Annotated in this window: 10 protein-coding genes; 5 read left to right on the top strand and 5 right to left on the bottom strand. The window is 38.5% G+C overall.

The features are described from left to right. Positions 1 to 99: 99 nt before the first annotated feature. On the top strand, positions 100 to 960 hold the full coding sequence (locus JKG64_RS10025) for a hypothetical protein (protein ID WP_210354130.1): 861 nt from the start codon (positions 100 to 102) through the stop codon (positions 958 to 960). 57 nt (positions 961 to 1,017) lie between these two features. Here JKG64_RS10025 and JKG64_RS10020 read toward each other — a convergent pair whose 3' ends face one another. Next, on the bottom strand, positions 1,018 to 1,497 hold the full coding sequence (locus JKG64_RS10020; RefSeq protein ID WP_210354129.1) for a hypothetical protein: 480 nt from the start codon (positions 1,495 to 1,497) through the stop codon (positions 1,018 to 1,020). A gap of 172 nt (positions 1,498 to 1,669) precedes the next feature. Here JKG64_RS10020 and JKG64_RS10015 point away from each other — a divergent pair, with 172 nt between their 5' ends. Further along, the gene (locus tag JKG64_RS10015; protein ID WP_210354128.1) at positions 1,670 to 1,984 is read left to right on the top strand and encodes a YbaB/EbfC family nucleoid-associated protein; all 315 of its coding nucleotides are present in this window, start codon (positions 1,670 to 1,672) and stop codon (positions 1,982 to 1,984) included. Between the two features lie 16 nt (positions 1,985 to 2,000). Further along, positions 2,001 to 2,699, top strand: a complete 699-nt coding sequence (locus JKG64_RS10010) for a metal-dependent hydrolase (RefSeq protein WP_246512525.1) — start codon at positions 2,001 to 2,003, stop codon at positions 2,697 to 2,699. A gap of 62 nt (positions 2,700 to 2,761) precedes the next feature. Here the strand turns inward: JKG64_RS10010 and JKG64_RS10005 are convergent, their stop codons facing one another. After that, positions 2,762 to 3,619, bottom strand: a complete 858-nt coding sequence (locus JKG64_RS10005; protein WP_210354127.1) for an N-acetylglucosamine kinase — start codon at positions 3,617 to 3,619, stop codon at positions 2,762 to 2,764. 196 nt (positions 3,620 to 3,815) lie between these two features. After that, positions 3,816 to 5,540: an MFS transporter gene (locus tag JKG64_RS10000; protein ID WP_210354126.1), complete on the bottom strand. Its 1,725-nt coding sequence runs from the start codon at positions 5,538 to 5,540 to the stop codon at positions 3,816 to 3,818. A gap of 396 nt (positions 5,541 to 5,936) precedes the next feature. On the opposite strand from JKG64_RS10000, the gene rho reads away from it, so the two are divergent. Next, positions 5,937 to 7,439: a transcription termination factor Rho gene (gene rho, locus JKG64_RS09995; protein WP_210354125.1), complete on the top strand. Its 1,503-nt coding sequence runs from the start codon at positions 5,937 to 5,939 to the stop codon at positions 7,437 to 7,439. Between the two features lie 73 nt (positions 7,440 to 7,512). After that, the gene (gene pssA, locus JKG64_RS09990; protein ID WP_210354124.1) at positions 7,513 to 8,193 is read left to right on the top strand and encodes a CDP-diacylglycerol--serine O-phosphatidyltransferase; all 681 of its coding nucleotides are present in this window, start codon (positions 7,513 to 7,515) and stop codon (positions 8,191 to 8,193) included. A 3-nt stretch (positions 8,194 to 8,196) separates the two neighbouring features. On the opposite strand, the gene JKG64_RS09985 is transcribed toward pssA, so the two are convergent. Then, entirely contained in the window at positions 8,197 to 8,610 is a 414-nt protein-coding gene (locus JKG64_RS09985) for a hypothetical protein (protein WP_210354123.1), read from the bottom strand. A gap of 82 nt (positions 8,611 to 8,692) precedes the next feature. Beyond that, positions 8,693 to 11,485 (bottom strand): hypothetical protein, encoded by a 2,793-nt coding sequence (locus JKG64_RS09980; protein WP_210354122.1) that lies wholly within the window; start codon positions 11,483 to 11,485, stop codon positions 8,693 to 8,695. Positions 11,486 to 12,069 lie beyond the last annotated feature (584 nt).

Genomic DNA, 12,069 nt, shown 5'->3' with positions numbered 1-12,069 from the left:
CCGTACTTACAACAGCACGAATATCGAAATTATATCTTATTTTTGGTATACCTAAGATGTAGGATACTAGTGTTCATTATAAAAAAAAATACAATACCCATGGCTAAGTCTAAAGATCAATTGTTTGCGAAGATAGGTTACCTTCTTTCTGATATTAACGCTAAATATGAATTGTTAAAGTCTAATGAGGAACTCGATGCGGTGGAACTGACTCTTTTAGAGGGAGATATTGATTACCTGTCGAATCATATCAAAGCGCTGGGATACTTTGTCGAGTTTGAAGAGGTAGAGTTTGTGCAGGATGTTGTATTGGAGTCTGTGCCCCCTGTTCCTGTATTTACGCCGGAATCGGAGATTACGAAAGAAGTAGACTCGCAGGCTGTATTTGAGGAAATCCCTGTGGCTCCAGTGACGCCGGTACGGGAGGAAGTGCCAGCCAGTTTTGTAGATCAGTCTCCGGCAGTGGAGACGAAAGTTTCTTTTGAAGCAGAACAACAGAGGGAAGAACCTGTGGCTCCGGTCAAGAAGGAGGAGGAACCTGTGGTGCGTGAAGTGATTGAAGAAAAGAAAGTGCTGGTTGTGGAGCAGGTCGAGGTCAAAGTGGAGACAGTCGTACAGGAAGAGTCTACAAGACCATTGACTATAAATGAGTTAATTCAACAACAACGTCTTGCAGGGGTGAATATGACACAGCAGTTCCAAACATCTAATGCCCAGGAGCGCGTGACAGATTTGAAATCGGCGGTAAGTTTGAATGATAAGTTGTTGTTTATTAAAGACTTGTTTAATGGCTATAGCTTAGCTTATAGTGAGGCACTAGAGTTGTTAAATAGATTCAACAATTTTGCAGAAGCAGATGCCTTTTTACAATCTAACTATGCCTTGAAAAATGGATGGACGGAGAAACCGCAAACGGTTGATAAGTTTTACATTCTGTTGAGAAAGAAATTCTCGAATTAATAGCTAGATAAAGAAGAAGGGCATCTTGAAAAAGGATGCCCTTCTTGTTGGATTGTATTAGCTGAGGTCAAATTTGATCCAGTCTGAGCCGTTCCGTCCAAAAATAAAGTATTTGGGTTGGATGATTTCCGCCAGTATTTCGACATCCTGTAGATAGTTCTCTTCGCTTTCGTTGAACTGATGCGTTTGGATGATATATATATTGTTGTTTGCTACAGCTTTGCTGTCCGCCTGTAAATTGATAAAAGTGGGTATTACGCTGTATAAGCTTTCATCGCGCTGGATTATAATGAGAACAGCAACGTCAGCATGAAGATTGTTTGCTAAAGTACCTCCGGCTACTTTTGCTTTTTCCTGAAGTTCCTCTGAATAGATCGCCTGAAAGTTATTTTGATCTACGATGCAGACGGAAGGAATGGCATCGGGTGTAAGAAATTTTAATTTGTGGATGATGGTGTCGATTTCCTCCTCCCAATGTTCGGCCAATATATCGTCTTGCTGCTTTAGCGTAGCTATTATCTCCTTATATTTTGTCATGTTACAAATTTAAGCAGGGCCGGGATATAAACCTAATTATGTTCGTTATTTTGAGCTACAATCTTGATTTCGTATTTTGGTCGAAGAAAAGTATAGGAGATGTTTCTGAGGGAGTGTTCTAAGAAATGTTGGCTATATGGAATTGGAGAATATTTAAAATAAACAAAATACTATGTTCGATAAGTTATTTCAAGCGCAACAGAAGGCGCAGGAGATTAAGTCTAGGTTAGATAATATATCTGTTTCTGCGGAGGCTGAAGGAGGAAAGGTCCGTGTTGTAGCTACAGCAAATAAGGAGATAAAAGAGATTGTTATCAGTGAGGAATTGTTTGCAGAGGGGGATAAAGAGCAGATCGAGGATCTTTTGTTGGTTGCGCTTAATAAGGCATTGGCTCAGGCTGAAAATGTAAGTCAGACGGAGATGCAGGCTGCTACACAGGATATGTTTGGGGGATTGGGTGGTTTAGGTAATCTCTTTAATAAATAGTAACGGGCGGTTTTATATGAATAGTAATAATATAAGTGCCCGATATCTGGGGCAGTCTTGTGTAGAGTTTGACTTTAATGGCAGTAAGGTGCTTTTGGATCCTTTTGTGTCTTTTAATCCCTTGGCCAAAGGTGTTGATGTGCAGTCATTACAACCTTCGTATATTTTCCTAAGCCATGGCCATCAAGATCATGTGGCGGATATGTTGGAAATCCAGAAGAATAGTGATGCAACTGTCGCGGCAATCGTTGAGACTGCTGCATGGGTAAGAAGGGAAGGTGTGTCGGAGGATAAGGTTATTGAGTTTAATTTTGGCGGGACATTAAATCTTCCTTTTGGTAAGGTTAAAATGGTGTATGCGTTGCACACTAACTCTACACCAGATGGTGCTTTTGGTGGAATGCCTTGTGGTTTTATTTTCTTTATAGGTGATAAGAAGATTTATTTTGCAGGGGATACTGCATTGACTTTGGAAATGAAATTATTGGAGGACCTGGCATTGGATTGGGCTTTCTTACCTATCGGAGGACATTATACCATGGATATGTATGATGCGGTCAAAGCTTCTAAGTTTGTCAACTGCAAGCAAGTTGTAGGTATTCATTATGATACTTTTCCGCCGATTTCTATTGATAAGGAAGAGGCTAAGAAAGTGTTCGCTGCGGAGGGGGCTACCTTGCATCTTCCGGATGTAGGTGAAATATTATCCTTATAGAGCAAAAAAAGAGGAACATCTAAAAATGTTCCTCTTTTTTTGTTGATAGGGTTAACGTCGGATTAGTTCCCCATTGATCTATCAATATGGAATTTTACGAGGTCGTCAATCGGCGAACGTAATATTTTTCCTACTTTCATTCCGTACTGGTTGGCTTTTTCTTCCAATACATTTCTGAAATTATAGCCTACTGAGCCAATACAGTTGAAGGTATAGCTTTGGTAATCTGGATATTTACTTACTAGGTTTGCAAAGAATGCCTCAAACGAGTCGTCAACAATCTTGCGTGTATATTCGATATTTACGTTGTTGTCATAAACAAACTTGCTAAAACTAGCACAAAAACGGTTTGCAAGAGGTTTTGTATAGACATTGTCCATTATCTCGTCTGGCGTCAGTTTGTAAGTCTCAAAAAATACCTCTGCGATATCGCTTGGCATTAAACCACGAACAAATTCAGTCAATAGTTTCTTTCCTATGTAAGAGCCAGAGCCTTCATCTCCTAGAATATAGGCGGCAGAGTTGATGTTGTGTGTGATTTCGTTACCATCGTAGATACAGCTGTTTGTACCTGTGCCTAATATTGCCGCAAAACCAGCTTCTTTACCTAATAAGGCTCTTGCTGCAGCGAGTAGGTCGTGGCCGATTTCAATTTTTGCATTTGGAAATAATACACGGAAAGCCTCTTCGACAATCTTTGCTTTTTCTTCATTATGTACGCCTGCTCCGTAGTAGTTAACCTCTTTTATTTTGTCTAAAGGAAGGTCTTGCGGTAATCCCTTTTTTAGAGAGTTTACAATATAGTCACTTCCTACGAAATAGGGATTATAGCCCTCGGTATTGAAATAGATTTTTTTTTGATTATCGTCTAATAGGCACCAATTGGTTTTGGTTGAACCTCCATCTGCAATAATGATCATTCTAGTTTGTTTTAGTCCAGTAATTCAAATGTTTATATGCACCTCGAAGATACATTTTTATTAACAAATATCCATGATAAACTAACGTAATATTTTGAAAAGAAAAGCTGATAAATAAAAAAAACGCCCTCAGGCTATCGCTAAGGACGTTTTTTTTATTTAAAACTTAGTGTAGAAAGTACAATTAGCTTTCTGTTTAATGACTCGCGGAGCCTTCAACTTGGTCAATGTCGATATTTTGTTTCTTGAGGAAGCGCTTAGCTAGGATCGCAAAAGTTATAATATACATAAAACCAAGCAACGGAATGATGTAAGAGTTATGTATTCCAATGATATCTGCCAACTTACCTTGTATAGGAGGGATGATACCGCCACCAAGAATCATCATTACTAAAAATGCGGAGCCTTGTTCAGTGTACTTGCCAATACCTACGATAGAAAGGGAGAAAATAGATCCCCACATAATGGAACAGGCTAAACCTCCAGTAAGGAAAGCGTAGATTGCAACTGTACCGGAAGATACTAATCCGATAAACATAGCGAGGACACCTAAAGATCCAAAAATGACTAATGTACGAACTGGTTTTTCCTTGCTGATGAAAAATGCGATGACCTGCACTGCGATACAGATCGCAAAGAAAAATAAATGAGACATATCAAAGCCGGCTATAGCATTTACAGCTAAGATAATTCCAAAGGCTACAAATGGTACGGTGGCAACAAGAACTTGTTTTGTTGCTTTAGCAAAGTTAAATGCGGCAACAGCTCCTGCCCAACGTCCAATCATCATACCTCCCCAGTACATCGAGATATAGGGGGTAATCTCGGAAGATTGCAGACTGCCAAATTCTTCTAATGTTAATAATTCTCCTAGATTACTGCCGATTGCAACTTCTACACCAACATAGATGAAAAGGGCTAACATACCTAATACAAGCTGTGGGTATTTCATCGCACCCCAGCCTTCTGCTGCTTTGGTCGCTCGGCTATAGGAAAATAACAGTGACCCTACGACAACAATGAAAGCACCAAATAAAAGCGCCATCCGTTTTAACTCCAGTGGGTGACCGATTTCTTTGATCTGACTTTTTAGCTGTTGGATTAACCCGCTATCGGCGGTTGATTTGATCTGCTCTTGTAGACCAACAATCTGTAAGGCAATATCGCTTTTGTAGCTTAAGAAAACCGGGATAAACATACAGGCTAATAGAACAGTCATGGTAATGAGGGTGTTTTTAGCTTTGTTGGCTGATTCCATAGGTTCATCGTTAATACCTGCTGGTACTTTTTTTGAAAAATGAAATAGTCCTGCCGCAAGGATAAATAACAAACCAACTCCTATATAAAGGTAGATCACCTTGTTGAGCGGTAGGTTTGATATTTCGGTATCTGAAATTGTTTCAAATGTACCAAAGAGCGCATAACCGATCACTAAGGGGCCAATAGTAGTCCCAAAAGAATTGACAGCGCCCCCTAAGTTGACCCGAGAAGCTCCAGTCTTAGGGTCGCCTAATAATACAGCAAATGGATTGGCTGCGGTTTGCTGTAGGGAAAAGCCGAGTGCTACAATGAATAAACCGATAAGCATTCCAAAATATAGGTTTACTTCTACTGCAACAATCATTGCCGCTGCCCCCAAAGCTGAAAATAATAAGCCATAGACGATACTTCTTTTGTATCCCCACTTGCCAACGATGTCTCGGCCTGAAAGTGTTCCGAAAATAAAAAGTAGCAATGCTCCTACGTAATACGCGCTATAGAAGGCGAAATCAATAAGTTGCGATTGAAACTGATCTAGGTGGAAATAGTTTTTGCAGAAAGGAATGAAAATGCTGTTTCCGGCAGCGATAAAGCCCCAAAAGAAGAATACAACAATTAAGGTGTATAGGGCAGAATAATTTGTTTCCTTATTATTATTCATATGTATATAATTTGATTTTTAATGGGCATATGGAATATGTAAAGTGTTTTATCTTTTATATTCCTAATTTATCTCATTCCTGTTATTGTAGTGGTGCTTTTGGTTTAAGTTGTACTTACAGAAGCTAAACATACGAAAAAAATAAATATGTTTAAATCAAAATGATATCTATATGGACAATAAGTATTTGTATTCGGATAGATTTTTTATTTTTTTTTTGAAATATCAAATCTTATGGTTTTCTTTGTGCATTCTCAAGTTTATCCTGATTCAAAATAAGAAAGTGATATTTTTTTCGTTTTGATTATAGTAACTTAAAAAGGAAAGCCTATTAAGTTTTAAGGTTAAATTTCAAACTATTAAAAATCCAAAAAGTACAATCATAATTCAACATTAATGAATATTAACGAATTGAATTCAAAGCTCGTGTCAGAATTGCGCGAGATCGCGAAGGTGTTAGGCATTGTCGAGGTTGAAAAGCTTCGTAAACAAGAATTAATTGATAGGATTGCTGAGATTGCTCAGCAACCAATAGCGGAAGTGCCGGCCGTAGCTGGAGGATCAGAAGAGGAAGATGATTCGGCAGAAAAACCTCGTCGTCGTACCCGGACTGTAAAAACAGAAGCTTCTCCTGTTGCGCGTCGCGATAAACCGGAGGATGAGGCTACACCAAATTTGTTTAATTCAGAATCTGTTATTAATGAGCCTGTGCAAGCGGTACAAGAGCAGGGGAGTCCTGTGGAAAGTAAAAAGGCGGAAAGTTCATCTTCAACAAATACAGATTTTGATAATGTAATTGTTAATGAAGGTGTATTAGAAATTATGCCGGATGGTTATGGATTCTTACGCTCTTCGGATTACAACTACCTGACTTCTCCAGATGATATTTATGTATCCCAGTCTCAAATTAAGTTATTTGGACTTAAGACTGGTGATAATGTGAGAGGTAGTATCCGTCCTCCTAAAGAAGGTGAAAAATATTTTCCTTTAGTGAGAATTGAGTCTATCAATGGCCAAAATCCTGCGGAAATGAGAGATCGTGTTCCATTTGATTTCTTAACGCCTTTGTTCCCTGATGAAAAGTTAAATCTGGATTTAGGTACAAACAATTATTCCACTCGTATTATGGACCTTTTTACACCTATCGGTAAAGGACAACGTGGATTAATCGTAGCTCAGCCTAAAACAGGTAAAACCAATTTGTTGAAAGAGGTTGCTAATGCAATTGCGAAAAATCACCCTGAAGTGTACCTTATCATTCTATTGATTGATGAGCGTCCTGAGGAGGTAACTGATATGGCTAGATCCGTACGTGCTGAAGTGGTTTCGTCTACATTTGATGAGCCTGCTGATAGACATGTGAAGATTGCTAATATTGTATTAGAGAAAGCTAAGCGTATGGTAGAATGTGGCCATGATGTGGTTATTTTGTTAGATTCTATTACACGTCTTGCGCGTGCATACAATACAGTAGCTCCTGCTTCCGGTAAGATTTTATCAGGAGGTGTGGATGCAAATGCATTACATAAGCCTAAGCGTTTCTTTGGTGCAGCCCGTAATATAGAAAACGGTGGATCATTGACTATTTTGGCAACTGCGTTGACTGATACGGGGTCTAAAATGGATGATGTTATCTTCGAAGAGTTCAAAGGTACAGGTAATATGGAGCTTCAATTGGATCGTAAGCTTGCTAACAAGCGTCTGTTCCCTGCTATTGATCTTACAGCTTCGAGTACGCGTCGTGATGACTTGTTGATGGATAAAGATGCGTTGCAGCGTCTATGGGTATTGAGAAATCATCTTTCGGATATGAACTCGACTGAAGCAATGGAGTTTTTGCTTCAACAATTAAGAGGAACGCGCTCAAACGAAGAATTTTTGATGAGTATGAATGGATAATCCGTATTAAATTGATATTTTTAAGCCATCTAGTTTTAGATGGCTTTTTTTGTACATATTGTAAATACATACGATGAAAAAATATATTCCGAATACCATAACTTGTCTGAATCTTTTTAGCGGTTGTATTGGTGTTTTGTTTGTTTTGAGAGGTGAATATACGTTGGCATTATACTGTGTCTTGGCGTCTGGTATTTTTGATTTCTTTGACGGGATGGTCGCACGTTTGCTCCATGTAAAGTCGTTAATAGGGAAGGAACTGGATTCGTTGGCAGATATGGTTAGCTTTGGTTTTCTGCCCGGAGCAGTAATGTACAGCTTACTAATGCAAGCTACGGAGAATGTCTATATCCCTTACTTTGGTTTTTTGATTACCGTGTTTTCGGCTTTGCGATTAGCTAAGTTTAATCTTGATGAACGGCAAACGTCTGATTTTATTGGGGTCAATACACCTATGAATACGTTTTTGATTGTTTCTCTTCCCTTTTTAGCGAGTTCGTATCCTTATTTGATTGGGAATCTGTATTTTCTACTGGCGCTGACATTGGTTTGTAGTTTGTTGCTTGTTTCTGAACTTCGGCTATTCTCGATGAAGTTAAGTTCATTAAGTTGGAACGATAATAAATTCAAATACCTGTTTCTGATCGTTTCTTTGGTGATGGTCTTGTTGCTTAAGGTTATGGCAGTTCCTATTATTTTCGTGTTTTATATTATTTTCTCACTTCTTCATTTTAAAAAGCAGGGTAATCTATAGCTATTAACAATAGCTGTGTTCTTGGATCGTAGACTCGATTCTATCTACCCATAGCTTGGCTATGGCTGCAAGTTCATACTTTTCGTCCTGAGCTAGCTTTATCATAATCTGGCTTAAGGTCCGGTGCATTTCCATATATTCGGGAAATTGCCCATGTATGTCTTTAAAGTCAGTGATAATGTCTATTATGTGGCAGTACATCTCATATTCTATGAATTTATTTTGATGAGATGCATTAGCGTTCACCCAGTCCTGCTCGGATTGAAATCCACTTTTGATGTGCTGATCACAGGCAATGTTGAAATCTTTTCTTGTACGGATAAGTTCTTTCTTTACACCTTCTTTTTTGAGAAGAAGGTCTTCAAAAATTGTTGTTAATCCTTCTTGTAGCTCCGTTTCCTTTGGTATCAGTGCCATAAGTTGTTTTTGTCATCGGTGTGCTTGTAGTTAGGTAACAAACTGATTTGGTGATTGTTTTCTTTTTTTATACTTATTGCAGTTAGTAGCTATAGCTGAATCCAAAAGTTGGAAATATTTTTTTTGTCGCTTTTGAGTCGTTGATATAGGTGCCTTTTACTGATGCGGTGAATAGGGGGAAGTTATATTTAAAGAGATTGAAGTCTATATCTATCCCTAGACTGTTTGATTTTGGGGCCAGGTTGGCCTTGTGAATGTTTTGATAGTTGGCAGATAAGCGAGCTCGTATACGTTTTATATAAGCGATCTGACCTATAGATAGGTCGGGATAACTAATAGGTAGCCTGTAGTCAAATAGTAGGGTGTTTTTTACCTTTTCATAAGGGATATAAGAAAACCCCTCGATAGTCGGTATATCTAGAGTGTAGATGTATCTACCCGTTGTAGACTGCATGCCATATCTTACTTGTAGGCTATGATTCAACGCAAAGCCTGGGAAGTAGAAGTTGGTGCGTAAAGACCAGGCTTGTCCCGTTAGTTGATCTTCAAAGGGCAAGTGGCGAAAAGTGAAACTGAAGTTCTGTCCCCATCTTGGTGTGATATCCATTGTTGCTCTGCGTGAGTTGCGGTTGAAGTAGGCTTGATAATTAAGTGGAAACGCAATTTCATCATTGAAGTTAGTTAGGTTGTTTAAGCTTATGTTATATCTCTTGAGATAGGATGTGCCAAAATTGACCCCGTAAGAATATATTGTGTTGCCCCGATATTTGCTAAAGGGTAAACTAATGTCAAGTGAGGTGATGCGTTCTCTCCAGTCAAAGGGAATGCTTGTCGAATTGTTGGTCTGTGCGGCCCCAATCTGTCCTTTGTCGGTGTGGGATAAGGTGATCTTGGGGAAGTATTTTTGGTATGACAATGATGCGGAATAGATACTTTTTTGGATGTCATTGTCATATTCATAGCCTATTCTTAGGTCTGTAGTGTTGAGAAGGTCATTGGAAATCCAGAAGATCCCTGGTTTTAGGTTGTCAAAATTCTCGAAATCATTTCCGCTGAGTGTCAGACTATGAAAATTAAAGCTATTTTTGAGTGTTTTGTAGTCTTTGATTGTGTATTCCGTTGTGATAGAAGTGTCTATTTGGGGGAAGTGTGCGCTATTTAGGCTTTGACTGCTATAGATGGCTTCTATCATATGGGGTTTAATGGACTGTTCTTTAAGCTGGGATAAGGGAATACTGTTTATCTGGTAGCCTCTTGGGGTATAATCATTGTACCATAGGGTGTCTGTATGTAAGGAAGGATTGAAGATGCCAAAACGACTGTCTGTTAATCTGGTTATTTCTCCTTTTTTCCATCTAAACAGATCGTCTTTGTGGCCATAATTTGCTTTGAATATAATATCATCCTGGTCGAAAATAGGTCTTTCAATTTGGATGTTTGACCAATTAAGTAATGGCGCCAAGCTTTTTTTCTGCAGGTCTATCTGCATGAGATTGGTCCCTTTTTCGCTAACTGCTATAGCTATTAAATGTGTTCCGCTGGTATTGAATTGGGGCTGTTGGAGATGTAATCCTACAGGTAAAATGAGAGAGTCTATCTTTTTGGAAGAAGCAATATCTAGCCATACCAAAGAGGTTCTGTTGGTGAGATCGACCTCAACGCAGATGATTTCTTTTTTATTGGGAGCGACTATAGGACTGTAGTATCGGCTGTTTTTGCTAAGTGTTTTTTTCTTTTTGTTAGCCATATCATAGACCATGATTACATTGTAGGTTTGTTTCTCAAACCTCGCATCTTTGCGGTATTCATCCCACGTGATGAGCTGGTCGCGTAAGTGAAAATAGGGCATAAGCTGTATGCCTAAAGTTAAAATGGTCTTGCTATTGTAAGGTGATTTTTGATTCGTTTGGACAATTCTTGATGTTCTTTGCGGTCCCTCTTGCAGTGCAAAAGTAGCGTTTTCGTTCGCTTGTGGTAGGAGGTAATTGGTCGGGTATCGGTCTGTTTGTTTTGAGATACTAGTGTCAAAGAGTGCTGAATCGGTAGCCCATTTTTCTGCTAAATTTGCCATTGTTAACTTGAAAATAGCATTGGCTTTTAGTCCATAATTCTTCTTTAAGCTACGTTGGAAATTAAAAGGACGGAGTAATTTTCCGTTCATCTCCGCTAATATTTTGCCATGAATCAATGGGTCTTTTTGATGAAGTTCGCTATTCATAAAGTAACCGATTGTGTAGAAACTAGGAACTATGTCTTTAAAAGATCCATGAACATATTTGTTGAAATCATAATTTCGTCCGGTTAAAATATCTGTTCGGATAGGCATCTGCCAAGAGGTAAGCCGGCCTCTTCCGCCTTTAGAAAATAAGGTTTCCTGAAGGACGGCATCTCCCTCAAAGTACCAACCTGGTAGGTTCAAGCCGAACAATGCGAGGGCTAACTGTTCGCCAAAAGGAGCTCTTATTTTGCCTGTCAAATTGTCAAATTGGGCGATGTGCCTTGACTCGTGAAGCGCTAGATTGGGAAGCCATTCCTGGTTGTCGGCAATAGCAGAAGGAGTGGAGTAGAGCTCTGATTTACGTGGGGCTAACTGTACAAATCCGTTCTGTTGTATATGGTTTTGTTGGACTATGATGTTGATGAAACGCGATTTTCTCTCTAAATCGGAGGAGGTGTTTTGTATGAATTGGGTGATGTTGTCGGCTAGTTTCGGTGCGCTGGAACTAAACTCGCTAGGGAAAATAAGTCGGAACTGATAGGTTGTGATTTGCTTCCATTTTACTTTGTAGTGCGCTTGACTGTAATCAAAAACTTGACTATAGATTATATAGAAATTTATAGTTAATATAAATGTTAGTAATGATTTGATTTTCATTTAGTAGCAATTGATTAAGAGACTGAATTTCCTTGTTGCTAAAAATAATAGCAATTCAGTTTGTTTGTGTGTTCTGTAATTGTTTAGTTTTTGAAACTTAATATGCTGATTATTATTGATTAAATGTTTTTTTATTTAATCTTTTTTGATTGTTTTTTTGTCTTCAAAAAATGACTTTTTTGATTTTTTGAATAAAATAAAATGCCTTCGTGTATCTTGCTACTAAAGTAGTGTTTTTTTATTAACTCAGTATTAGGTTTGTTGTTTTTGAAGGAGTCGATGGAGGAGGTGCTTTAAGCTGTAAAGGAAGTTCGTTTCCAAAGATGAAGAATATGTTTCCCTTTTTAAGGGTAGCTTCTATTGTTGGGAAAGTCTTGCTTTTAGTGTTACTAGATTTTATGTTTTGTACCATCAGTACTGGCAGCCGTTGTTTATTTTTTTAAGGAGATGAGGGATCGTTTTTGTTTGAATAGAAGGTGACATAATGTCTATTTTTTAATTAGTGCCAGTTTTCAATTTGGAGGTAAATCGAGCAAAAAAAAAGATTATATTTTTTGGTATAAAAAGGCGACTTTTGCAAACGT

The organism is Sphingobacterium tabacisoli, assembly GCF_017908035.1.
Taxonomy (GTDB): Bacteria; Bacteroidota; Bacteroidia; order Sphingobacteriales; family Sphingobacteriaceae; genus Sphingobacterium; species Sphingobacterium tabacisoli.
The sequence above is the reverse complement of the archived record's forward strand: the minus strand, read 5'-3'. Positions and strand labels throughout refer to the sequence as shown.

Coding starts and splice junctions, on each gene's coding strand:
- JKG64_RS10025 (WP_210354130.1), top strand. CDS start 100: ATGGCTAAGTCTAAAGATCAATTGTTTGCGAAGATAGGTTACCTTCTT.
- JKG64_RS10020 (WP_210354129.1), bottom strand. CDS start 1,497: ATGACAAAATATAAGGAGATAATAGCTACGCTAAAGCAGCAAGACGAT.
- JKG64_RS10015 (WP_210354128.1), top strand. CDS start 1,670: ATGTTCGATAAGTTATTTCAAGCGCAACAGAAGGCGCAGGAGATTAAG.
- JKG64_RS10010 (WP_246512525.1), top strand. CDS start 2,001: ATGAATAGTAATAATATAAGTGCCCGATATCTGGGGCAGTCTTGTGTA.
- JKG64_RS10005 (WP_210354127.1), bottom strand. CDS start 3,619: ATGATCATTATTGCAGATGGAGGTTCAACCAAAACCAATTGGTGCCTA.
- JKG64_RS10000 (WP_210354126.1), bottom strand. CDS start 5,540: ATGAATAATAATAAGGAAACAAATTATTCTGCCCTATACACCTTAATT.
- rho (WP_210354125.1), top strand. CDS start 5,937: ATGAATATTAACGAATTGAATTCAAAGCTCGTGTCAGAATTGCGCGAG.
- pssA (WP_210354124.1), top strand. CDS start 7,513: ATGAAAAAATATATTCCGAATACCATAACTTGTCTGAATCTTTTTAGC.
- JKG64_RS09985 (WP_210354123.1), bottom strand. CDS start 8,610: ATGGCACTGATACCAAAGGAAACGGAGCTACAAGAAGGATTAACAACA.
- JKG64_RS09980 (WP_210354122.1), bottom strand. CDS start 11,485: ATGAAAATCAAATCATTACTAACATTTATATTAACTATAAATTTCTAT.